General features: G+C 36.3%; 17 protein-coding genes and 1 other RNA gene. 8 read left to right on the forward strand and 10 right to left on the reverse strand.

What is annotated here, in order from left to right; all coding sequences use genetic code 11:
• Positions 1-143 precede the first annotated feature (143 nt).
• Positions 144-1,109, forward strand: coding sequence for a phytanoyl-CoA dioxygenase family protein (locus QM481_RS07610; RefSeq protein ID WP_283381301.1), 966 nt, complete (start codon positions 144-146; stop codon positions 1,107-1,109).
• 42 nt (positions 1,110-1,151) lie between these two features.
• Here the strand turns inward: QM481_RS07610 and ssrA are convergent.
• The 4 genes from ssrA to QM481_RS07630 all read right to left on the reverse strand — a co-directional run bounded on the left by ssrA (position 1,152) and on the right by QM481_RS07630 (position 5,647).
• Positions 1,152-1,550, reverse strand: a transfer-messenger RNA (tmRNA) gene (ssrA, locus tag QM481_RS07615).
• Between the two features lie 174 nt (positions 1,551-1,724).
• The gene (locus tag QM481_RS07620) at positions 1,725-3,761 is read right to left on the reverse strand and encodes a TonB-dependent receptor family protein (protein ID WP_283381302.1); all 2,037 of its coding nucleotides are present in this window, start codon (positions 3,759-3,761) and stop codon (positions 1,725-1,727) included.
• 910 nt (positions 3,762-4,671) lie between these two features.
• Positions 4,672-5,043, reverse strand: coding sequence for a co-chaperone GroES (locus tag QM481_RS07625; protein WP_166549129.1), 372 nt, complete (start codon positions 5,041-5,043; stop codon positions 4,672-4,674).
• 91 nt (positions 5,044-5,134) lie between these two features.
• Positions 5,135-5,647 carry a metallophosphoesterase family protein gene (locus tag QM481_RS07630; RefSeq protein ID WP_283381303.1) on the reverse strand — a complete coding sequence of 171 codons (513 nt, stop codon included), beginning with the start codon at positions 5,645-5,647 and terminating at the stop codon, positions 5,135-5,137.
• 287 nt (positions 5,648-5,934) lie between these two features.
• Between QM481_RS07630 and QM481_RS07635 the strand changes: the two genes are divergently transcribed.
• Positions 5,935-6,576 (forward strand): hypothetical protein, encoded by a 642-nt coding sequence (locus tag QM481_RS07635; RefSeq protein ID WP_283381304.1) that lies wholly within the window; start codon positions 5,935-5,937, stop codon positions 6,574-6,576.
• Positions 6,577-6,644: 68 nt separating this feature from the next.
• Here QM481_RS07635 and QM481_RS07640 read toward each other — a convergent pair whose 3' ends face one another.
• On the reverse strand, positions 6,645-7,256 hold the full coding sequence (locus tag QM481_RS07640) for a hypothetical protein (RefSeq protein ID WP_283381305.1): 612 nt from the start codon (positions 7,254-7,256) through the stop codon (positions 6,645-6,647).
• A 70-nt stretch (positions 7,257-7,326) separates the two neighbouring features.
• On the opposite strand from QM481_RS07640, the gene QM481_RS07645 reads away from it, so the two are divergent.
• Complete coding sequence (locus QM481_RS07645) at positions 7,327-7,830, forward strand: GNAT family N-acetyltransferase (RefSeq protein ID WP_283381306.1); 504 nt, start codon at positions 7,327-7,329, stop codon at positions 7,828-7,830.
• A gap of 81 nt (positions 7,831-7,911) precedes the next feature.
• Positions 7,912-8,904, forward strand: coding sequence for a zinc dependent phospholipase C family protein (locus QM481_RS07650; protein ID WP_283381307.1), 993 nt, complete (start codon positions 7,912-7,914; stop codon positions 8,902-8,904).
• Positions 8,905-9,183: 279 nt separating this feature from the next.
• Here the strand turns inward: QM481_RS07650 and QM481_RS07655 are convergent, their stop codons facing one another.
• Positions 9,184-13,260, reverse strand: coding sequence for a hybrid sensor histidine kinase/response regulator transcription factor (locus QM481_RS07655; protein ID WP_283381308.1), 4,077 nt, complete (start codon positions 13,258-13,260; stop codon positions 9,184-9,186).
• Between the two features lie 117 nt (positions 13,261-13,377).
• Positions 13,378-14,232, reverse strand: coding sequence for a substrate-binding domain-containing protein (locus tag QM481_RS07660; RefSeq protein WP_283381309.1), 855 nt, complete (start codon positions 14,230-14,232; stop codon positions 13,378-13,380).
• A 672-nt stretch (positions 14,233-14,904) separates the two neighbouring features.
• On the opposite strand from QM481_RS07660, the gene QM481_RS07665 reads away from it, so the two are divergent.
• Positions 14,905-15,930, forward strand: coding sequence for a GntR family transcriptional regulator (locus QM481_RS07665; RefSeq protein WP_166549137.1), 1,026 nt, complete (start codon positions 14,905-14,907; stop codon positions 15,928-15,930).
• A 153-nt stretch (positions 15,931-16,083) separates the two neighbouring features.
• Here QM481_RS07665 and QM481_RS07670 read toward each other — a convergent pair whose 3' ends face one another.
• From QM481_RS07670 to queG, 3 genes are read right to left on the reverse strand one after another with little or no spacing between them, the layout of a single operon-like run.
• Positions 16,084-16,596, reverse strand: coding sequence for a PIN domain-containing protein (locus tag QM481_RS07670; protein WP_283381310.1), 513 nt, complete (start codon positions 16,594-16,596; stop codon positions 16,084-16,086).
• Positions 16,568-17,023 carry a helix-turn-helix domain-containing protein gene (locus tag QM481_RS07675; protein WP_166549138.1) on the reverse strand — a complete coding sequence of 152 codons (456 nt, stop codon included), beginning with the start codon at positions 17,021-17,023 and terminating at the stop codon, positions 16,568-16,570. Before QM481_RS07675 ends, QM481_RS07670 begins: the two co-directional genes overlap by 29 nt.
• Before the next feature lie 58 nt (positions 17,024-17,081).
• The gene (gene queG / locus QM481_RS07680; protein ID WP_283381311.1) at positions 17,082-18,023 is read right to left on the reverse strand and encodes a tRNA epoxyqueuosine(34) reductase QueG; all 942 of its coding nucleotides are present in this window, start codon (positions 18,021-18,023) and stop codon (positions 17,082-17,084) included.
• A gap of 259 nt (positions 18,024-18,282) precedes the next feature.
• On the opposite strand from queG, the gene QM481_RS07685 reads away from it, so the two are divergent.
• The 3 genes from QM481_RS07685 to dnaJ all read left to right on the forward strand — a co-directional run bounded on the left by QM481_RS07685 (position 18,283) and on the right by dnaJ (position 24,154).
• Entirely contained in the window at positions 18,283-22,257 is a 3,975-nt protein-coding gene (locus tag QM481_RS07685; protein WP_283381312.1) for a sialate O-acetylesterase, read from the forward strand.
• A 145-nt stretch (positions 22,258-22,402) separates the two neighbouring features.
• Positions 22,403-22,951, forward strand: coding sequence for a nucleotide exchange factor GrpE (locus QM481_RS07690; protein WP_166549141.1), 549 nt, complete (start codon positions 22,403-22,405; stop codon positions 22,949-22,951).
• A 45-nt stretch (positions 22,952-22,996) separates the two neighbouring features.
• Positions 22,997-24,154 (forward strand): molecular chaperone DnaJ, encoded by a 1,158-nt coding sequence (dnaJ, locus tag QM481_RS07695; RefSeq protein WP_176464397.1) that lies wholly within the window; start codon positions 22,997-22,999, stop codon positions 24,152-24,154.
• The last annotated feature ends 121 nt before the right edge of the window (positions 24,155-24,275 follow it).

The raw sequence follows: 24,275 nt of genomic DNA on the forward strand, positions 1-24,275 counted from the left end.
AAAATTTCAGAAAAATAAGCTATCTTGTAAAGTCTTTTCCTTTTGAGCTAGTAATCATACATATCGATCGCTATCAGAGGGGCCTATAAAAAATCTTCTATTAAAGATTTTAGTTTAATCAAAAATAATAAATCATTTATAATATGAATTTACCTTGGGTAGAATCACCTTTTTTCAACGAAATCCTCAAAACCAAGAATCTCACCGAAGAAGAGAAACAACTAGCAACCGAATATCATAAGAATGGTTTTGTTGTACTAAGAAATGTTTTTCCAGAGGATGTAATCGACCAAGTAAAAGCCGATATGAATCAAAAAGGCTTTAACGAAGACTTCCCTGTAACTGTTTACCGAGATAAAACTCGTATTCAGGATCTTTGGCAGTACTCAGATAGCACCAAGCAGATTTCATCGAACGACACAATCATGAAAACCTTGGAAATGCTTTACGACCGTGAGCCAATACCATTCCAAACACTCAACTTTAAGTTTGGTTCTCAACAAAGAGCGCACTCTGATACAATTCACTTTAGTTCGATTCCTGCGCGTTATATGTGCGGAGTTTGGGTAGCATTGGAAGATGTGACACCAGAAAACGGTGCTGTATTCTACTACAGTGGCTCGCACCGAATGCCAGAATACAACTTTGCGCACATTAAAGATGCGCCTGAAGATACAACATACAACGATTACGTTCAGTATGAAGACTTCATGCAAAGTATCATGAATGTTTCGGAGTTTGACAAGAAATTCTTCTATGCTAAAAAAGGAGATGCTTTAATTTGGTCTTCAAATATTATTCATGGAGGCTCAAAAGTAGAGGCAGAAGGTAGTACTCGTTATTCACAAGTAACTCACTATTACTTCAAAGATTGTATTTATTATACGCCGATGTTGTCAAATATGGTTACCAACGAGTTGTACTTACGTAATGGTTTCAAGAATATCAAAACTGGAGAAAGTGTTCAATCTAACTTCAATGGGCACGTGATCAATCCATTACAAACAGCAAATGACAAAGCAATTTTGAACAATCGATTGGATGATGTGAAAAAAATCTTAAAATTGATTAAATTAAAAGATAAGATTGTTAAAAAGTTATTCAAATAAAACAAAAAAGCCTCTTGAAAATGTTTCAAGAGGCTTTTTTGTTGGTGGAGACGGAGAGATTCGAACTCTCGTCCAGACAAGGAAACTCATAGCTTTCTACACGTTTAGTCTTGATTAATTGTCGGGAATACTTTGGTTCAAGCCGGACCAAAAATACTCCTTAGACTCGGTATACTAAATTTTACTCAGAGACATCAGTAAAACCCGACTCTGCTTGTCGTCACCCCAATTCCACACGGCAGAGTTTGGCATGGAGGGATGTGGCAGGAAGCATCAACCTAGTTGAAAGCGACCTATGACTTATCCTAAATTAGGAATTAAGCTGCCATGGCATACGAAGTATTGCCAGTTATTGTTTGAGTTGATTTTTAACAGGAGGTCTACCCTACTCCCGACGTGCTTACTATCAGAATACACAAGCTGTCAATACCGGTCGTCCCCAGTATTTTATCTTATTAAGGTGCAAATATAACAATAATTCATCAATTTCTAAAATTCAAATCAATTATGCGTATATCGCTCCTGCAAATCTCATAATCGGTGAGATTAAAAAAATCCTCAATGCTCTAATTACTAATTATTTCACATTGGCTATTTGTCGAAAGCCTCAACATTTTAAATTCCCAGTTTTATACCTGCATAAATCGTCCTTCCTGCTGCTGGTTCATAATATCTGTTAGCAGTGGCATTGATTTGAATATTGGCAAAATATGCAGTATCAAAAAGATTGTTTACTCCCACAAATGGCTCAATTAAAATTCTTTTCAAATGTTTTTGCCAACCTGCACGCAAGTTCAAGGTTTGGTATCCATCTACAGAAACACTATTGGCATCATTGGCATACATCGACGATACACTTCGGAATTGCGCTACTGCAAATAGTCCTGACTTTGGAAAATACCTTAACTCTGCATACACTTGATTTTTAGGAATCCCAGGCAAAAGATTTCCAGCAAATTCTCCTGCCAAAGTTCTATAACTTGAGTACACAAAATCTGAGTAAGTATAATTTATATAGGTAGTCAGTGCTGGGATAATTTGATAACTTAATCCCAATTCTACACCTTTTCGGACAGACTCTCCTGCATTTCTATAAAAAGTACGCCCCACTTGATTAGGTAATTGATAAGGGACAATTTCACCCTGAATATTGATCTGAAAAATGCTTAAGTCAATTCTGGTTTTATTACCTAACCACGCTTTATACCCCAATTCATAATTTTGCGATTTTTGAGGATTCAGGTCTGGATTGAATCCTCCTTGACCAGTTGGATTATTAGTCAACTCATTGAGAGAAGGAGTTTCGAAATTACTTGTAAAGTTGGCATATAAGGTATTTCGAGGAGAAAGACTGTATGATACTCCAACCATAGGGCTAAATCGTTGAAAATCTCTCTGAGCCGACTGATTGCCATCTGACAAAAATTTATCAGCAACTCCTATTCTTATCCAGTCATAGCGTGTATTTAATACTACTCTCAAAGCTGGTATTGGGGCAAATTCTTGTAAAATATATGCTCCTGTGTTATCAAAGCTCTCTTCTTGATCGAGGCGAAGCGTAGTGCGTACTCCTAATTTGTTATCATATCGTTGGCGATTATCGGTTTGATTTTCCAAATCTAAACCTGTTCGTAATTTATATCCTTTCGTAGAAAACTGATATGCAAGTCCTCCACCCCAAAATACTCGTTGAAACGCTATTTGTCCACTTGCTTCAAAGGCTTGATTGGTATTGAAATCACGATTTATTACAAAGGCTCTTGCGTTGATAGCACTTTTTTCTCCAAGTTTTTGGTCAAAAATTAACGCATTCCTCAACTGGTTAAAAGATTCAGTAGTATTATAATCAACATTGGCTTTTCGAGCTTGGGTTCGGTCTTTGTTTACCTCCTCAATAGTCAATCCTCCTGGGTCTTCAGCTTTGGGACTATTGATATAGGTGGTCAACAAACTTAATTGTGTTTTTTCCGAGGGACGAAATCCTATCTTGAGATTCAACAAGTTGCGTTCTAAAGCACTCTTTTGACGATAACCCACACTTTCTAGTCTTGATACACTTCCCAATACAGACCATGCACCCCAAGAAGAGCCAAACTTTACTTGATAGCGCTTTAGACCATAACTTCCAAAAGTGCTCGATATTTCAGCGTAAGGCTTAGTGGGCATACTTTCGGTCTGCAACGAAATTACCCCTCCTGAGGCATTTCCATAGATGCCAGCTGTTGCTCCTTTTAATACTTCTATTCTTTCTATCAATCCCACATCTATATTCCCCAATTTGGCGGTTCCATCTGGCGTTGATTCTGGCACGCCATCAAGGACAATTTTTAGTCCACGAATCCCAAAAGCAGCTCGAGCACCAAATCCTCTAATCGAAATTCTTAAGTCCTGAGCAAAGTTCTCAGAGTTCATGGCAAATACCCCAGGAACTGTATTGAGTGCATCAAACAATGACAATTTGGTTTGCCCTATTTGCAAACGAGCTTTTCCTAGTGTTGTAACTGATACTGGTAATTGGTTTTCTTTTTGAAGAATTCGTGACGAAAGTACGGTGACTGGCGCTAATTCTTTGGCTATATTGAGCGTATCCGGAGAAGGTTTTTGTGCCTGAATACTAAAAGGAATTAAAAATAGAAATAGGACGTATTTCATGTGTTATATAGAAAAAGAAGGGTTGACTTGGTTGCATTAAGACTATTGTAACTCAAAGCATAAAGGTACAATCAAAAAAACAAAACCCCGAAAAGTTTAGCTCTTCGAGGTTTATTATTTGATTAGGTATTTACTGGTAAAGTAAGGATTAAGGTCTTTTGATAAATACAAATCATGTATTTGTATAGCAAGGATTACAATGCTTTTGATAAGGATGAAAGATGGGGTTCAAAGTCAAAACATCCGCCAATGTTTATAAAACCCCACCAATTCAAACCTGTTCTACATTGGGACAATTACTGCTATATGCTCCAAACATCCGCCAATGAAAGAGCACGATTTTAAACAGATTGTCGCCAAAATATAGACTGAAGGTTACTTAATAGAAACCAAATATTGTTACCTATCCGCTATTGTGCGAAAGGGGAATTAAAGACAAAACAAATTTCATGTACGTCCAAATTAACTTTGGGTACAAAATCAAAGATTGAGATTAGTTGAAGTATTCTTTAAAGCAAGTAAATACCTTTTTCAAAAGATATTTTTTTAAAGAAGTTTTAGCTAATAGACTTTTTGCTTATTAGGCGAACACAAAAAATCAATAACTAGTCCATGAGCTTTTGTAGCGGCAAAAGAATGGAATAAGAATTAGAATAACTGAAGACTCAAGATTACTCTAGGGCGATTATACTGGTTTAAAGTACAATCATCATGCCAAACGGCAGAAAAGAAATGAATTTATCCAAATTTTATAACTTTGCTCAGATTATTGGAGTCATTCATTCGAGTAAATAAGATTGAGGCGGTTATTATTAAATTCTACCGAAAATTACAATGTTTGCTCTTAGTATTGAAAAATATTCTAAAAAAACACATGAATTATTAAAATAATTTATGAACTGCATCTTAGCTACCAATCTTCTCGGACAAGCATCAAAATTGCTGACTGCGAAATGATGATATATTTTTCATGATCTACCTCTACTTCGATACCATTTCTCTTCAAGAACAACGCCTGATCGCCCTCTTTTACCTGAAGAGGAATGTAGCGTACTTGATCTGAATCTTTCCAAGGCTCATCTTCTTGAACCGCAGGAATCGGAAATCCTGGTCCAATTTTGATGACATATCCTTTCAATATCTCCTCTTTTTCTTGAACTGTTGGGGGCAAAAATAAACCCGAACGAGTCACACCATTGCTTTCTTGTGGGCGAATTAATACCTTATCACCCATCATAATCACTTTATCCAAAGTATTGATACCACCAATTGTCGTAATCATATTTTTAAGTATTGCTAAGTAAAGTATTCTGTTTCTGTGCAAAATTAAACAATATTTTTTACCCAATAATTCGAAACAGATCAAAGGAAAACTAATTAATTCTTGTCTTGATTCTTGGCATATTTATTACTTCCACATCAAAAATACGCTTCCCCTCAATTTTTAGACGAATAGCCGTCTGCACTGGATGAAAACCATGTTGTCCTGCGGCGCCCGGATTGATAAACAACATCCCTTTTCTATTCAAGTCTCGTTTGACTTGTAGGATATGTGAATGTCCACAGACAAAAATTTCAGGCAACTGTATATCAAAACATTTTAGTGCATCTGGTTTGTATTTGGAAGGAGCACCTGCAATATGTGTCATACCAACTAAAACATCTTCGCAATAAAAATGATTTATTAGAGGATATGTCTGACGAATGGGCGTCCCATCGATGTTACCATAGACTCCAAAAATTGGTTTTATTGCCGACAATGTATCCGACACAGACACATCGCCCCAATCGCCTCCATGCCATATTTGATCACACCATTCTACGTGCTCCATCAATCTTGGGTCAAGGTAACTATGCGTATCTGATATAATTAATACCTTTTCCATAAAATCACTCCATCATATTTTTGTTAGCACTTCTTCTGATTATTTTATACATTTAGGTATATAAGTAGGTAGGCTTTTATCCGCATTAGTCATTAATGTTTTATGCCTTAGGCTAAAAATTGGAATCATTTTACCTTATGCTTACAGACCAAAGCGTTATAATGTAGTCGTTTTTGCATTACAACCTAATAACGAATTACTTTCATTGACCAAAGAAGCTTAAATTGGCTAGTGATTAATCCCAAATCTCAGAATTATAGACTTCCCAACATTCTGTCAATCCTTATATGAGCATTCAAGCATTTGAAATACAGTTATATGAAAAACTCAACCAGTTTTTCTTTGAGCACGATTACCTACTAATGGTAGATAAAAAGCAGTACAGAAAAATTACAACCTCAGGATTTTTGAACGTCATTTTTACCTGTACTTCTTACGAAAATGAAATTTTACTAGATGTAAATATGGGATGCCGAAATGAAAAGATTGAGCAAATTGCTCAACAATATCTCGGTAATGCTCGTGATTATTGGGAGGATGCCAACACGTTCGTGATTTCTATTGGTAAATTCAATGACTCCAAAAACTTTAGATACAAGATCCAAACTGATTCGGATTTGGATGATGCGTGTGAAGAAATACGAAGTTTTTTGCTTACTCACGGCTTTGAGTTCTTAGAAACTCATTCCACCCTTGAAGCTATAAATCTTATGTTTAATGCAACGCCAAAGCTTTCATGTAAATATGTTTACAATCAATCACATAGACGGTTCAAAGGATTAATTGTAGCAAAACTAGTCAATGACCAACACTTTAAAGATTTATTTGAAAAGCATCAGCGTGGCCTAATATTCTCACTTGCCACCGAAGAGGAACTTCAAACATTTGATAGACTTATGGGGTTTTTGATGTATGTATCTGATAATTAAGATTTTTATATGATAGATACAAGGCAATATTAGACGATTTACCTATTGCCTTGTATCTATCATACAACTTAATTGATAGACTGTCCTACCGACTCAATCCATTGATTGAACAATTTAGTCTCTAATTGACAAGCTACTGAAGCATGTTCTTCCCAATTACTAGAAAATTCTTTTAATTGAGTAATCATTTCCGCCAAATGTCCTTCCTCTTCTACAATAATAGATTTCATATTTACTTTTGACTTGGCTTGATCTAATACCTCTTGGTACACAGGATATAACTCATCTGCACGAACCTCGATGGCATAAGTCACCAATAAATAAGCCGCATATTTAAGTTCAACACCTGATAATTGCAAAGTAGATTTTAAGTATTTACAAACCTGCAAATCAAGCAAATTTAGATAAGAATAACTAGCAAAAGGAGCTATCAAGAACTCATCATCATAGGTTGCATAATCATTTATTTGGGCAACTTTTTGAATTTGTTTCTTTAGATAAAAAGCGTGACGAGCCTCCTCGGCTGCGTGTTTCAACACAATATAAGAAACCTTTCTTTTGTGTTCAGATGCCGAAATTTTTCTAGCACCAGTGTTTTCCATCAACGACAAAGTATTCAAAAAACGAGCATGAATTGCATTGTCGGATACGACTTTTCCTAAAATTTCTTGTAATTTCATATTCAAAAATATATTAATCGCAGTACGCCGAGGTTTTCTTCGTCAAAAAATTAAACACTTTGTTGATTTTATGCAATTTCACTATGTAAACTATTCAAATCAAGAACTCGCCATCGTTCAGGAGTTATTTGAAGAATACTCTCGCGAACTTGGGGTAGATTTGTGTTTTCAAAATTTTGAGCAGGAGCTTCAAACACTCTCAAAAGTTTACGCTGCTCCTACAGGTTGCATAATTATTTTGTATCATGAACAACAACCCGCAGGTTGTGTTGCACTAAAGCCCATCGCCGAGGGAGTCTGTGAAATGAAAAGACTTTACATTCGTCCTGCTTTTCGTGGTTTTAAATACGGGAAAAAACTAGCCCAAGAATTAGTCTTATTTGCTTACAAAGCAGGGTATTCGACCATGAAATTAGATACCCTCACGACCCTCACAGACGCCATCGGACTGTATCGTTCGATGCAGTTTGTTGAAACAGCGCCTTATGTTTACAACCCGCTAGACAATGTTTTATACTTTGAATTAAACTTAAAGGACTATTTTCAATCCAAACCTGAGGAGCTTTTCAAATAACCATAAAATCAATTTTTTTGTTTTTGTTATTTGTATTTATCACATTACCTACAGCTCATTAGTTGTTATTTTAAAAATTTAATGAAAAAACTATTCATCACTTCTTCAGCAATCGTATTGCTTGTGGCTCTTGGCTCATGGGGATTTTTGGTCCACCGCACAATCCACCAAATTTCAATTTACTCACTTCCAAAACCTTTACAGTTATTCTTTGGAAGCGAAATGGATTATCTAGTTTACAACTCTGTTCGCCCTGATGTTCGTCGTAAAGATGACCCCAAAGAGGAAACCAAACACTTTATCGACGGCGATGCGCCAGTTTTCGGCAAAGAAGGTCTCGACAATATTCCTCACAAGTGGGAAGATGCCGTAAAAAAATACTCGGAAGATACCCTTCGCAAATACGGTACTGTACCTTGGGAGGTTTTGTGGCTCAAAGATAAGCTCACCAACGCATTTAAGAACAAACAAAAAGATAGTATTTTGTATTATGCCGCCGATATGGGACACTATATTTCGGATGCACACGTGCCTTTGCACACTAGTTACAATTATGACGGTCAGTTGACTAACCAAAAGGGCTTGCATTCTTTGTGGGAAAGTACGGTTCCTGAACTGCATTTAGACTCTTATAATTTATATCAAAAACATAAAGCTCGTTATTTGAAAAACCCTCAAGCTGAGATTTGGAAAGTAGCGAAAAAATCAAGCGAAATGCTTAAGGCTGTTTTTGAGGAAGAAATCAATGCTTCTGAAGGGTTTACTGAAGCTCAAAAATTCAAACGCTCAGAAAGATTTGGACAAATGCGTAAAAACTACACGCCTGAATTTGCCAAAGCCTATGCCAAACGTCTTGGTAATTCAGTAAATGAACGTTTATTAGAATCATCGCAATGTGTAGCTGACTTTTGGTACACTAGTTGGGTCGACGCTGGTTGTCCAGATTTGAGTGATATAGCCAAAAACATGGACGCTACTAAGCAAAAAATCAAAACTGAAAGTAAAGCTTGGAAGAAAAATGAGCTTTTAAAGAATGGCTTACTTCAATCTCGCAAAGCCACTCCTGAGAACTAGGCTATTGGGTGATTTGTGATTGAATGAATGAGTGATTATTCTTTGAATAGTAGAGACGCAATGATTGCGTCTAAAGATATGTCATTCTGAAATATAGTATCAAAAAAGGCGGTCGAAATTAGTTTTTCTACCGCCTTTTTTTGGGTACACAGTTGGAAAATAAAATTTGAGGCGACTCATTTTTAGACTCAAAATATAGTCTCTATACACTTAAAATTCATCTTGAAAGTAATCACTCATTCACTCAATCACATCACTCAATCACAACTCACTCAATAACTAAACCTTATCTCTCATTTCAGAAGGCGATTTACCGTATTCCTTTTTGAATATTCTGGTAAAATACGATGGATCATTAAAGCCCACTTTGTACGCAATTTCTGAAACGGTATAACTTTCTGTTTCTAGCAACTGAACTGCACGCTTCAGACGAATATTTCTAATAAATTCATTGCCAGAAAGATTGGTCAAGCTTTTGAGTTTTCGATACAACTGCATATTACTCATCTTCAGCTCAGTTTCTAATTGCTGAATATCAAAAGCTGGATTGTCGATATTCTCCTCAACGGTACGAATGGCTCGCTCAAGGAAGTGTTCATCGGCTGTATTCAGTGTAATCTCTTTTGGTTGAATTTCTACTTCTTGCGTAAAACGTTCACGGAGTTTACGACGAATTTCCAAAAGATTCTTCACACGAACTTCCAATAAATTTGCATTAAATGGCTTTGTGATATAATCATCTGCACCAACTTCCCAACCGACAATCTTACTTTCGTTATTACTTTTCGAAGTAAGAATAATCACTGGAATATGGCTTGTTTTGACATTTTCTTTTACCAAACCACAAAACTCAACGCCTGTCAACTCTGGCATCATCCAGTCTGAAATGATCAAATCTGGGATAAAATTGAGCGCTTTTTCCCAGGCTAATTTGCCATTATCTGCTTCTAATACCTCAAAATTTTCACTCAACACTTCTTTAATGTACTCACGAAGCTCTTCGTTATCTTCAGCAATTAAGACAATTGGTTTATCTGTATTCGTGTTTGGCTTATCATTTTTAGAAACTACCTTTTTCAATATAGTTGGCGTCTCGATACCTATTTCTTTGGTTGTTTCTTTAATCCAACTTCTTTCGAAGGAATTGGCAGACACAGGTAATATAACTTTGAAAGTACTCCCCTCCTTCGGAATACTTGCTACCGAAATATCGCCTCGGTGTAACAAAATCAGTTCTTTACAAAGTGCCAAGCCAACCCCAGTACCAACGATTTGTGGTTGAGTAGACTCTTGAATTTGATAAAAACGATTAAAAATATTGGATATATGCTGTGGTGAAATCCCTGAACCAGTATCTTTCACCAAAATTTGTACCTTATCTAACTGCCCTTCCAACTGATAAATAGGCTCAAGGCTTACCTCTATCTTCCCTTTTTCTGGAGTATATTTAAAGGCATTTGATAAGAGATTGGTTACGACTTTCTCCAAAATATCTGCATCGTAAAAAGCCATCAACTGTTTTGGCTCTGTCACAAATGTCAAATCGATTTGTTTTTGTTCTGCCAAGTTTTTGAAAGAAAAAGTAAGTTTTTCTAAAAACTCTACGATATCACTCTGAGAAATCTCAGGCGTAAACTTTCTTGCTTCCAATTTAGACAAATCCAACAGTTGGTTAATCAACTTGAGCAATTGTTTTGCATTGCGATGAATCAGTTTAAACTGAGATTTTTGTTTTTCGGGCAAATCAGGATTTTCAGCAAAGAATCGTTCCAACGGTGAAATAATCAACGTTAGAGGTGTGCGGAACTCATGCGAGATATTGGTAAAGAAATTGGTTTTGAGTTTGTCTAATTCTCTAATTTGCTCTTTCTCTTTTTCCTTCAATCTCAAATCAGATTTGAAACGCTCACGCATTTCAATCATTCTTCGAAGAAATACCAAGCCTGCCACCAACATCATGGCATACAGGAAAAATGCCCACCAAGTACGATACCATGGCGGCAATACCACCACTTGTATCTCTGCTGGTTTTTCATTCCAAACACCATCGTTATTTGTAGCTTTTACTTTGAAGGTATAAGTGCCAGGGTTAAGGTTGGTATAACTGGCTGTTCGCTGCTTTCCAACGTAGTTCCAGTCTTTGTCAAAGCCCTCCATGATGTAGGCATATTGATTATTTTTGAGCTGTTGGAAATCCAAGGCTACATAATCGATAGCAAAGACATTCTGACTTGATTTAAAAACAATTTCCTCTGTTACCGAAATATCTTGCTCGAGAGGAGAATCTTCTCCAATAGAAACAGGCTTATTAAACAACTTTACGCCTGTCAGATAAATATGTGGTACCTCGTTGCTTCCTTTTAAGCTATCAGGGTTAAAAACATTAAGACCACCTGTTCCACCAAAAAACATATCGCCTTTCTGGTTTTTGGCATAGGCATTAATCAAAAATTCTTTTCCTTGTAAGCCGTCCGACTCAGCAAAGTTTTTGAACTTCCATTTTTTAGTATCAAAAACAGCCAAACCTTCATTCGTAGCAAGCCATAGGTTCTGGTGACCATCTTCCATAATACCTTTTACGGCATTGTTTGGCAAACCGTCTTTGACTGTTAGGTTTTTGAAAGTTCTGGTGTTGGGATAAAACAAGTTTAGTCCTCCACCATTGGTTCCTACCCAAATTCTTTTTCTAGAATCTTGAAAAATACGAAATACGGCACTTCCTCTCAAACTTCCTTCGGCGTCAGTTTGCTGATAATGAGTCACGCGACGTGTACGAGGATTGTAGGCAAAAATGCCATTGTTATTTGAACCAACCCACAAATTTCCTAGAAAATCTTCCATCAAGGAGTTGACATTTACTCCTAATAGGCGACCTACTTTATTTAGTTCGGGAATAGGCGTAAACGTTTTAGCTTGTTTGTCAAAAAGCAAAACGCCAGAACCTTGAGTACCCAACCACACTTTATTGGGGTATCTTGACAGCGCAATGGCGGTCATATTCATTCCGTATTTACCTCTCAAATAGGTAAAGTTTTCAAAACCTCCACTTCCCTTCTTCAATAATCTCAAACCAACACCCCAAACTCCTACAAACATATCGCCATCTCGGTCATGTTGAAGGAATACAATATCATTGTTATTCTGAATTTTGGCAGATTCTTGGTCGTTGATATAATGAGTAAATTGGTTATTAGCTCGGTCGAGTAAGGTTAAACCACTATTGCTACCGATCCAAATACGATCGTTAGTTTCGCAACTTATAGAAGTTACTCGATTACTTAGTAAACTTTGAGGAGAATTAGATTTATGACGATATAAAGCAAACTTGGAATGGCGACTATAATGCACATTGACACCACCTTCCCAAGTTCCAATCCAAATATTATTGTCTCTATCGACACATAATGACATGATCGAAAACGAACTCAATCCTGTATCTGAATCGAGATTTGCTTGAACACGAGAGATATTGGCAAAGTCAGAGCTTTTTACCAAAATAGCTCCATTGTCTGTTCCTATCCATAATGTACCTTCCTTATCACGTACCATTGAGGTAATGATATTTTCTTTGTCCGTTACATAAGGATTGTACAGTAGCCGTGTGAATTGTTTGGTACGAATGTCAAATTTATAAAGACCATTGCCACGAGTCCCGACTAACAAATCGCCATTGAGATCTTCAAATAAACAATTGATTTGATTTTTTTGTGGAGGCAACTCGTTTTCTAACCTGAAAGTATGTGCCTTACGCTGGGTGTCGAGCATAGTCATTACGCCATAGTGCCCACCGAGCCAAAGATTATCTCTTTTGTCTTTATAAAAACGGGTAATATCATTGGCATTGAGCTGACGAGATTCGGTTAATCGCCAAGCAATGGTGTTATCTTCGAGATTGAAGCACAACAAACCATAGCCATACGTAGCAGCCCAAATTTTGCGGTCTTTGGTAGCCACAATGCCCGAAATACTTCTATCGCTGATATTAGATTGATATTTGGCTTGTTTGAAGCGAATAAATTTCCCCGAAGCTACATCTAATTTATTGACTCCACCATTGATTGTCCCAATCCATAAATTACCATCGGGGTCTTCGGTGATACAAGAAATATTGCTGCTGGAAATAGAGTTGGGGTCGTCGAAATCGTGACGATACACGGTGAAGCTGTAGCCGTCGTACTTATTGAGACCATCGGAAGTAGCAAACCACAAAAAGCCTTTACTGTCTTGAAAAATATTGAAAGCAGTACTTTGAGAAAGACCATGCTGAGTACCAATACGGTTAAACCTCAGTTGCCCTGTGGTTGTGTGTACGTATTGTAGTATTATCAATATAATCAGTAAACTTCTGACTCTCATTAATTTAAACCTCCTTGATGCAATTTAAAGGGAAAAGCGCAATTTTCGAAGCTTTTTTGCCTTTTGACTAAATCTCTTAGTTCATTGCTATCGTTCGCTCGATAAGATACGAATGTATTAAAGTGAATTTCGTTGAATAAAGCGAATAGGTGTTTTGATATGTTCTTTTTTACGTTGTAAAATTAAATCGGCTGCTTGTCGACCAAGTTCTTCGTAATTGATGGTTACAACAGATATTCCTCCAAATAAAACTTCTTTCAGAGGTGTTTCATTGTATGAAATGATACCAATATTTTTCCCTAATGATAATTGGAGCTTGGTACATAGTTTCAAAATATCTGCAAGTCCTTGTTCTGAAAGGACCAAAAATACTTGATTTGGTTTAACAACCTCTTCTTTTATCTCATTTATTACATGAAAGTCAAAAGAATATTGTTTGGCAAACTTCTGAATTCCTTCTTCTAGTGACTTAGCAATAGTATTGGATTCGTTTACAACCAAATTAATGGTTTGGTATTTACTTAATGAATCATTCATTTCTGTAAATATCCGCTGAATTCCTTCCTCGAAGTCGTGATACACACAAGCATATTCGCCTCGGATAAATTCATTTCTTTTATCCAAAATTAGTAGTTTTTCCTTAGGAATACTATTAAGTGTTTTCAGAACATCTTCATGAAGATAGGACGAATGCAACAACACCGCCACATGATCATATTCGGTAATTCTTTCACGAATCACTTGATCAAAGTGCTGGGTTGACAGTGGCGTAACCTGATGAACATATACATCGACATGAGCTTTTTCTCCCAATTTTTCGAGAAAACTTTGGTAGATTTTATCTTTGAAATCACTCAGTTTGTTAAAGACTAGCAATACCTTCATGGAAGCAACACCAGTCTGATTGTCGATAATAGTTTGAGGTTTTGTCACGTGTATATGCGGGTACAATGGAATGCTATCTATTTTCAAATTTTTATTATTTTCTACTTATCCAAAAATACACTGTATGTAATATAGGTAATGTCCTGCACTGTGCCGTAAAGGATATCTGAAGCATGACAGCCACCCACAGCAGGGTATTTCAGGACAGGGCTTGGATGACCGAAAGTCTACCTTTGATGGAAAGTTTTGGTTCAAAAACTTACTTCAACAATTCAATGAAGTTTTAAAGTTTTTGTTAATTAAAGTCCTTTACCTCTGGTATAGGACTTTTTTGTTTTCGGGGGGATTCACAGAAAAATACAAATTTAAAATTTCTATACTTCACTTGTCTAAAACCATATTTTCTTCTGACATTTTTTACACAATCTGCAATATATGTCCTACCAGATTCAAAAAAAGAACTTTTTGCAAGATATGTACTAGTATTTGCCAAATGTGTCCTAACAGAATCGAACTTTAATGGTCTATCTTTGACTTATCAAAAAACTGGATTTTATCATAATTTTTCGGTACTTATCCAATTCAGTAAAAAATTAAATCAAGCCCTTTTAGTCTTACCTCAATACAACTCGAAGGCATTTAAAACCTATAATAACTTTAGCAAGTACTATAAAGTGATATACCAGTTTTTTGAAAACCCTTTTTCGTCAAGTACCCCAATACCTTATAAAAACTATAGTATTTCCAAAAATTAACGTAATGAAGACTTTTGTAGAATTTGCCCAAATTAAGCACGACTCAAAAACCCCGAAGTACCAACAATTGGTAAACTCGCTTTTGACCGATATTGAATCGGGAGTCCTGAAAGTTGGAGAGCGTCTCCCTTCTATCAACGAGGCTAGCGAAGAATGCTATCTTTCAAGAGACACTGTAGAACGTGCTTATGCCGAGTTACATCGTTTGGGGGTAATTACCTCTATCTTCAGAAAAGGTTATTTTATTTCTGGAAAATCTGCACAAAAGAAAACTAAAGTTTTTTTCTTGGTTGGTAAGATTACTGAAAGCAACAAAGCCATCTTCAATGCTTTTGTAAATGCAGCAGGTAAAGAAGTGATTGTAGATATTTTTACTTATAACTACAAGAGTGATAATTTCCGTGAGATTATCAACAACCATTTAGGTAATTATCACTACTATGTGATTATGCCTCATCTTATCGAAGAAAACGAAGAAAATATCAAATGCCTCAAGAAAATCTCTGGCGAACGCTTGATTTTGTTGGACAAATCTCTCCAAAATCTTAACGGTACTAACTCTTCAATCGTAAATAATTCAGGTGAGGAGATTTGTAATGTTATGCAAAGCCAATTAGAGGTATTTAAGAAATATAAAACACTCAACTTGGTACTAACAGAAGAAGAATACTTCGATGCTGAGTTGATTACAGGTTTCCGTAATTTCTGCGAAAATAATGGTTTCGACTTCCAAGTGTTGGATGGCTTAGAAGGAGAAGAAGTAGAAGAAGGAAATGCGTATTTGACGATGGATGATACCGATTTGGTATATGCAATCAAGTCGAGTACAACACAAGGATTTACTTTAGGAAAAGAAGTTGGCTTGATTTCACTCAATGACTCTTGTTACAAAGAAATCCTTGCAGGTGGTATCACAGTAATTTCAAGTCCATTGGAAGAAGTTGGCAAAATTGCAGCATCTGTTGTGGTAGAGGGCAAAAAAACCAGTACGCAGATGCCAATGCAAATCATTTTAAGAAATTCATTATAATAAGGTATATTAGAAAATAATAAAGCAACTTTCCCTTGGATTGTTGCTTTTTTTTGTGCCTTATTTTATTCTGAAGAATGTGTTTCGAGTAACATCTCTAGCCTCTTAACTGTATTTGGCAAATAAACTTTTTCTAATTGATGTAAAATATCTTTAGCTTGTAGTGGTGGATTTTTTTTTATACTTGAGCATTTCTAAGAAAGCGACTAAGCAAACGTCAGGATTAAGTTCGATGATATTTTCTAGAAACTCATCCGCAGATAAAACCTTTGTTCCAAATTGCTCAAGATAGTCACTAGGAAAGTCTTTTTTATTATTCGTAACAATTACTTGGGCTTTTGCCTTAATAGCCGCTGCCAATACATGACAATCATTCGGATCGGGGAGCGACAATGTTTCTATCAACATCTCATAATGCTCGACCAAGGCATCTGGAAATGCGAGATGTGCTCGTGCTATTCTATTTTGTGCTTGTTCTACAGTTAGACCTTTTCTCAACATAACATTTGACCACTCTTCAAATATATGCTTTGTCCATTTGGGAGTAAATAAATCATAGTGTGCAAACCAAAATAATATATCTCTTATTATGATAGGGTAGATAACATTTGTATCCAAAACTGCTTTAGTTCTTATATTATGAATCATAAAGTCCAATTTCTTCATCTAGGTTCATCATTTCAATTAGGTGTTTTTTCTGTTCCTCTTTCATGGACGCTTTAAACTGTAAAACATCTTCAAGTAAGATTCTACGATGTTTTCCAACTTTAGTAAAAGGTATTTTCCCTTCTTCTAATATTTTCACAAAATGTGGCCTAGAGCATCCCAGTATTTCCGCTGCTCTTTGAGTTGTCACTTCATGAGATACAGGAATAATAGAAATAGATTTTCCTTCTCCCATAGCTTTGAGTATATCACCAAGCATTTTTAAAGCACTGACTGGAATTGAAATTTTGGATTTTGTTTCTTCTATTTCTATTTCTGTTTGCTCTGACCTGATAGTCTCAACAACAGATGCTAAAGACAAATAGGATTTGATGGCTACTAATTGTTCTAGCTTTGTAGGTATCTTTATTTCGTCTAATACTAACATAATTGTATAATTTTAAACAAAATAAACGAAATATTCGAAATAAACGAAATTAATTTTCCTACTTCTCATTCCATCCAATAAAATCAATATTCCTTTTTAGTCCCTCTAGTTTAGTTCTCTTAACTGGTGATTTTTTAAACACTTGGTTAAAAACCTCTGTGGTGATTTCTTCCCAATCTTTATTGGTAAAATCTTTCAAGTCGGGGTGTAGGTTAAAAAGGGGTTCTTTATGTGGTTTTGAAAAACGATTCCAAGGACAAACATCTTGGCAAACATCACAACCAAACATCCAATTATCAAATTTGCCTTTCATTTCGATGGGAATTGCGTCTTTGAGTTCAATCGTAAAATAGCTAATGCATTTTGAACCATTAACCACATAAGGTTCTACGATTGCCTCGGTCGGACAAGCTTCTATACAGCGTTTGCAAGTACCGCAAAAATCTTTGACAGGACCATCAGGCTCTAATTCCAAATCAATAATGAGTTCTGCAATAAAGAAAAAGCTACCGTGACCTTTGTTGATCAGATTGGCATTTTTACCAACCCAACCTAAACCTGATTTTTTGGCCCATGCTTTATCCATCACAGGAGCCGAATCAACAAAAGCACGCCCTCCTACCTCACCTATGCTCTCGTGAATAAAGTCAAGCAACTGCTTTAGTTTGTCTTTTATCACAAAGTGATAGTCCATTCCGTAAGCATACTTGGAGATTTTATAGTCTTCCTCCTTTTCAGAAAGTTTTTCCTCTGGGTAATAATTATAAAGCAACGACACCACTGACTTAGCATCATCGACCAACAAACGCGGGTCAAGACGTTTATCGAAGTGATTTTCCATGTAGGTCATCGCACCATGGTAATTATTGTTTAACCACTTTTCTAATCGGGGTGCCTCTTCTTCCAAAAAAGTAGCTTTTGAGACTCCACAAAAATCAAATCCAAGCAATTTTGCTTGCTCTTTGATGAGTTGAGTATGATGTTGTTGAAGTTGATTCATAATGTCAAAAGCCTGTTTGTTCTATCACAAAGGTAGTTTGGAATTATGAAACTTGAAAAATCAGGCTACAATCTGTAATTTTGACAAAATTACAGTTATCTCTAATACTATCTGAATAATTATTTCATGTCTCTTACTGCTCCATTCTAGCGTAGAAGCTAGTGTCAGAATTTCTTTTTTTTGTTCTAGAAACATCTTTTCTCGAACAAAAGATGTCTTTATCAATAATATTTATCTAGTGTATAAAATTATCAATTGTATGAAACGAAGTTTATTACTCCTATCTATAGTACTGCTATATTCATTAAGTTCTATAGGACAGGTTATTGGAACTACCAACTTTTCGGCATTGCCAAGAGATTATCAGTTATATCCAAGAGACAACAATAACCAAGGGCTAATCACCATAAAAGGCTCAACAACTAATCAAAATACCAATTATTACTCTGTTGTAGTAAATCGAGATAATGCAAAATATCTTTACCAAAAAGCAAATATCAACATATCTTCTTCCCTGCAAGGTAATTTTGCCTTCCCGAATATTTTTATCAAAGCCGAAAAATCCAATTATGATTTCTACATTTACCAAGTATTAAAATCAGGAGACTCCACTCTAATTACCCAAGCAAAAAATGTTGTTGCAGGCGATGTAATTGTTCTTACCGGACAATCAAATTCGACAGGCTTTTTTAACGATTCCCGGACAAACCCTTTTTGCAGAACTTTTGGTAAAATTACAGACATATTTAATACAGCTTATTATAATGCCGCAGATACATTGTGGACCATTTCAAATAAGGAATCTTACACATTTGGAGTCGGAACAATGGGATTTGAATTACAAAAGCTCATATTAGACAATTATGGTATTCCTACCTGTCTTATTAATGGAGGAACCCACTGGAGTGGTGCACAGCAGCATGCTCTTCGTACTGTAGATAACCCTACAGACTTGACCAATACCTATGGAAGGTTATTATATCGTATTCAAAAAGCTGGCTTACAAAATGCTGTGAAAGCATTTATTTATAGACAAGGAGAAAGTGAAGCCTACGGTGAAGGAAGTAATTTTAAAAAATTCTTCAATATCATTTTATCTAATCTTGCTCAAGATTTACCCTCTATAAAAAAGCTCTATCTTTTTCAAATAGATATTATCGAAAATGCTGTAGGATATGCACCCTTTGTCCGTGAGGAACAAAGAGAATTTGGCATTACAAACCCTTCTCTTATTGATATTGTGCCCTCTATAGGCACCATAGGTTTCGACGGGCTACATTACTCAACAGAAGGATATCAGCAAAATGGAGCAGAATTGTTTAGACTTTATAAAAGGGATTTTCTAGGTGCTACAGACGATGGCAACTTTTCTGCGCCAAATATTCAGAAGGCTTATTATACCACACCTCAAAGAAATCAGATTGCCGTCGTCTTTCAGAAAGGTCAGTTACTCAAATGGCCAGAAAATGTTAATGGTTTGAAGATGGTAGATTTTTTGTATCTCAATGGGACAAATGGACATATAAAATCGTGGGCTGTTTACAAAAACGCTATATTATTAGACCTATTTAACACTAACTCTTCTACAACAATTGATTATTTGCCCCCTATTGTCAACAAAGGGGATCCCTTGTTTCCGTACGTTGGTCCGTACATCACCAATCAACTAGGTATGCGAGCGCTTAGTTTTTATCAATATCCTATTGGAGATTATGATTCTAAAAACCCGATTCCAGGAAATACTGACCCAGTGATTTCTTTCAGTAAAATTCCTCAAAACTTACAAATGTTTCCTCGGAATAGTAGTAATACTTCGGAGATAGAAGTTAAGGCTACCTTACAAGAAGCTCCAATAAAATATGATTATGTCTCTATTTTAACCAAAAAAAATAGTGTCAATTATAGCTACAGCAAAGTGTCATTAAGCTACAATAATAGCAAAACTGATTTTAGTTTAAAAACAAATATCAAAGCAGAATTAGCTTCTTATGCTTTCAGTATTTATGCTGTAACAGGAACAGACTCTATCCTTCTGGCCACAAGAACCGATTTGGCATCTGGTGATTTCTTTACGGTTATGGGACAAACAAATGCCAAAGCATGGCATACCGAAAATAATACTGTAACCTATAACTTTTACAGTCCTTACTGTCGCACATTTGGTACAAAAGCAAATTCAAATTATGCTTTGACTGATACGACATGGAAAATTAGCGGTGATGTTCGTTCAGAAGTGGGAGTTTGGGCTTTGGAACTACAAAGAAAATTGGCTAAACAATATGGTATTCCTAGTACTATTATCAATGAATCTGCCAGCTCAACTCCTATATCTCAGCAAAACATAACCAATTTGACAGGGGATGATATTAGTTCTGTTTATGGACGATTATTGTATCGAGTTAAAAAAGCTGGAATCGGCAACCAAATCAAAGCTACCTTTTGGTGGGGAGGAGAGGTTGAGTCTCGAAGTGGCGCCAGCACTTCATATCCGAGTGAATTTGATAAACTTTATAAACGCTTGAGAAGCGATTTTCCAAGTACTATTCCTCTTTATACATTCCAGAGCAATATCTATTATAATGGCGTTCAAGATGCTGGAAAAATGCGTGATTTTCAAAGAACTATTGGTAATAACTACGCCAATACAAAGGTATTTTCAAGTTTAGGTTACGATGGTTTTGATGGTGTAACAGGTCAATATTCATTAGAAGGATACACGCAAATTGCTAATACTTTGTGGAATACCATCAACAATGACTTGTATGCTACGACTAAGACTAGTATTTCAACAAGTCCACAAGTGCAGAAAGTATTTTATAATGATACAAACAAAAAAGAGGTTGTGGTCATTTTTGACGAAGGACAAACGCTCGTATGGCCAAACGATGTAGACCAAAATGGTAATAAATATGAAATGCGTTTTTACTTCTATCTCGATAAATCGTCGGCTGATATTGGTAATGGAAGTGTAAACCAAAACCGTTTAACACTAACCAGTAATACTAGTAGTTCAGCAAAAACACTTACTTATCTTCCAGATTTTATGCCTTCGAGTGGCAATACTTTTGATACTAGAGCAACCTTTAATGGTCCATTTCTAAAAAACTCTCTAGGTCTATCAGCCTTTAGTTTCAAAGATTTTCCGATAGTTGATGCTCTAAATAGCCCCGTTTTGTCAGTTAGCAAAGCAACAGCTACATCTTTAGACATCGCTTGGTCTGCCATCGCTACGGCAACTAGCTATATAATTGAAATCTATAAGGCTGGCAACAATACCTTACTAAAACAGAACATTGTTTCAGGCACCACGCTCAGTGTATCTTTTACAGGTTTGGAAGACAAAACGCAGTATTTCATCAAAGCGAAAGTTATTTCGGCAACTTCCGAATCACCATACAGTTCCATTACAGCGCTTACTTTCAATCCTCTTAAAGCTCCAACATTAACTGGGAATGCAACTTACTTTAATGCCATCCAGATAAATTGGGGAACATCAGATACCGATGTTACTGGATTTGTACTGGAGCGTAAAACACCTGATGCTTCAAACTATACGGTCTTGCTTCAGCCTAATATTGGAACAAATTCGTTTGCTGATGTTAATCTTACTGCCAATACAACATATCAGTATCGAATCAAAAGTAAGAACTCGGTCACTGAGTCACCGTACACAACGCTCGAAATCAAAACACCTGCGTTACTCAATACTCCAACGCTGAAAGCCACAGCGGCAAGTGAATTCAGCATTAATTTATCTTGGGAAAATATCGGAGGCACCAATACTTATCAAATTGAAAAAGACTCAGGCAATAGCAATTTCCAACTCTTGACAAAAACCGATGGAAATACCTTAACTTTTACTGATACTAAACTTGAAGCTAATACCTCTTATAGTTATCGGATAAAAGCATTTTCAAGTTTTTCAGAGTCTAATTATGCTTTTGCCACTGCCAGAACCCTAGTTATTTTGGGGTTTGATGATCCTAGTTTTAGCAAAACGCTACTTTACCCTAATCCAAACAATGGGAAGTTTGTGATAAAGTTTGAAAAACCATATTCGGGAGAACTTCGTGTGATAGATTATTTAGGGCGTGAAAACTATAACATTAAACTAAATCAAAGTGTTGAAAAAGAGCTAGATTTATCACATTTACCCTCTGGCAATTACTTTATCAATTGTCAATCAGGGAATGTCTGGCACACGATTAAATTCCAACTCATTCAGAATCCTTAAAACTTTTCACCTGAAAACTGACATTCGGGAGAAAAGCCGTAACTTTGTGATTCTCTAAATCTGCCAAGTTGGCAGAAATCATGAAATGGCAAAAAAATTGAACATTTTTCAGAAAATTAAAAATAAAGCGAAAAGTTCACTGAATATGGAAAATAAAGAGGAATTACAGGCGGAAGAACAAGTTTTACAACAAGATACTGACAATCAGACAGTCGGAACAGAAGAAAATACTTCAGAAGTAGAAAATAAAGAAGCAAGTCAATTAGAGAATTTGTCCATCGAATTGGCAGAGTTGAAAGATAAATATATCAGATTATATTCTGACTTTGATAACTTCCGTAAGCGTACTGCGAAAGAAAAATTGGATATGATCCAATCAGCTTCGGAAGGAGTTATCAGAGACATTCTTCCAGTGGTTGACGATATCGAAAGAGCGGTTGCTAATGCGCAAGAAGGCGAAATTTCGGAAGGTGTTACTTTGATTTTCAATAAGCTAAATCATGCGCTTACGAGCAAAGGCTTGAAGCCAATGGACGCAAAAGGCGACGTATTTAATCCAGATTTACATGAAGCTATTACTCAATTCCCTTCTCCTACTGAGGAAGACAAAGGTAAAGTATTCGATGTAATCGAAAAAGGATATTACCTCAACGACAAGGTAATTAGATTTGCAAAAGTTGTAGTGGCTAACTAACATATCATGACATAATGCCACTGTGGCATTATTATCTATTATAAAATCATGGCAAAAAGAGATTATTATGAGGTACTTGGCGTAAGCAAAACTGCCAGCGATGACGAAATCAAAAAAGCGTATCGTAAGCTTGCGATTAAGTATCACCCAGATAAAAACCCAGGCGATAAGCAGGCTGAAGAAAGCTTCAAAGAGGCTGCTGAGGCGTATGAAGTATTATCAAATCAACAAAAACGTCAGCAATACGATCGTTTCGGACACGCAGGTATGGGTGGTGCTGCAGGTGGTGGTGGCGCTTATGGAGGCGGTATGAACATGGAAGATATCTTCAGTCAGTTTGGAGATATTTTTGGTGATGGCAGTCCATTTGGCAATATGTTTGGCGGTGGAGGCGGCGGTGGTCGCCGAGTACGTAAAGGTTCTGACCTTCGTATTAAGTTAAAATTAAACCTTGAAGAAGTAGCGAATGGTGTTGAGAAAAAAATCAAGGTAAAACGCCACGTGACTTGTAAAGCTTGTACTGGTAATGGTGCCAAAAATGGTACAGAAGTACAAGGCTGTCAAACATGTGGAGGTTCGGGTCAGGTTCGCCGTGTTCAACAAACTATGCTAGGACAAATGGTAACTACCTCTACTTGTCCTACTTGTAATGGCGAAGGCAAGATGATCAAAACTCGTTGCGAGGTTTGTTTTGGTGAAGGTCGTGTACTTGAAGAAGAAATCATTCCAATCAAAATTCCTGCTGGTGTAGCCGAAGGTATGCAGTTGTCGATGGGTGGCAAAGGTAACGTACCTCCTCGCGGTGGTGTAGCAGGTGATTTATTGATTGTAATAGAAGAAGAGCCTCACGAAATTTTACACCGCGATGGTAACAATGTCATTTATGAATTGTATCTCAACTTTGCTGATGCAGCATTAGGTACTTCTGTAGAAGTTCCAACGATCGGAGGTAAAGCTCGTATATCAGTTGAAGCAGGTACTCAAGGGGGTAAAATTTTACGACTAAAAGGAAAAGGTATCAAAGAAATCAATGGATATGGTACAGGTGATCAACTTATCCATGTGAATATTTGGACTCCAAAAACACTGAGTAAAGAAGAAACAGATATTCTTGAAAAATTAAAAAATTCACCAAACTTTGCACCAAAGCCAAGTAAAGGTGAAAAATCTTTCTTCGAAAAAATGAAAGACTTTTTTAATTAATTGATAAGTTTTTAAGAAAAAGGGTTCAATAACAAGTCTGTTGTTGAACCCTTTTTCGTTGCTACGAACCACGTAAAACAATAAGCGACATAATACAACCTTAAGCATCAAAAAAGCGTGA

The organism is Flectobacillus rivi, from assembly GCF_030056655.1.
In the GTDB taxonomy this organism is placed as follows: Bacteria; Bacteroidota; Bacteroidia; order Cytophagales; family Spirosomataceae; genus Flectobacillus; species Flectobacillus rivi.

Bases quoted from the DNA above. Each gene is read 5' to 3' on its own strand.
- QM481_RS07610 (WP_283381301.1), top strand. From the start codon at position 144: ATGAATTTACCTTGGGTAGAATCACCTTTTTTCAACGAAATCCTCAAA.
- QM481_RS07620 (WP_283381302.1), bottom strand. From the start codon at position 3,761: ATGAAATACGTCCTATTTCTATTTTTAATTCCTTTTAGTATTCAGGCA.
- QM481_RS07625 (WP_166549129.1), bottom strand. From the start codon at position 5,043: ATGATTACGACAATTGGTGGTATCAATACTTTGGATAAAGTGATTATG.
- QM481_RS07630 (WP_283381303.1), bottom strand. From the start codon at position 5,647: ATGGAAAAGGTATTAATTATATCAGATACGCATAGTTACCTTGACCCA.
- QM481_RS07635 (WP_283381304.1), top strand. From the start codon at position 5,935: ATGAGCATTCAAGCATTTGAAATACAGTTATATGAAAAACTCAACCAG.
- QM481_RS07640 (WP_283381305.1), bottom strand. From the start codon at position 7,256: ATGAAATTACAAGAAATTTTAGGAAAAGTCGTATCCGACAATGCAATT.
- QM481_RS07645 (WP_283381306.1), top strand. From the start codon at position 7,327: ATGCAATTTCACTATGTAAACTATTCAAATCAAGAACTCGCCATCGTT.
- QM481_RS07650 (WP_283381307.1), top strand. From the start codon at position 7,912: ATGAAAAAACTATTCATCACTTCTTCAGCAATCGTATTGCTTGTGGCT.
- QM481_RS07655 (WP_283381308.1), bottom strand. From the start codon at position 13,260: ATGAGAGTCAGAAGTTTACTGATTATATTGATAATACTACAATACGTA.
- QM481_RS07665 (WP_166549137.1), top strand. From the start codon at position 14,905: ATGAAGACTTTTGTAGAATTTGCCCAAATTAAGCACGACTCAAAAACC.
- QM481_RS07670 (WP_283381310.1), bottom strand. From the start codon at position 16,596: ATGAAGAAATTGGACTTTATGATTCATAATATAAGAACTAAAGCAGTT.
- QM481_RS07675 (WP_166549138.1), bottom strand. From the start codon at position 17,023: ATGTTAGTATTAGACGAAATAAAGATACCTACAAAGCTAGAACAATTA.
- queG (WP_283381311.1), bottom strand. From the start codon at position 18,023: ATGAATCAACTTCAACAACATCATACTCAACTCATCAAAGAGCAAGCA.
- QM481_RS07685 (WP_283381312.1), top strand. From the start codon at position 18,283: ATGAAACGAAGTTTATTACTCCTATCTATAGTACTGCTATATTCATTA.
- QM481_RS07690 (WP_166549141.1), top strand. From the start codon at position 22,403: ATGGAAAATAAAGAGGAATTACAGGCGGAAGAACAAGTTTTACAACAA.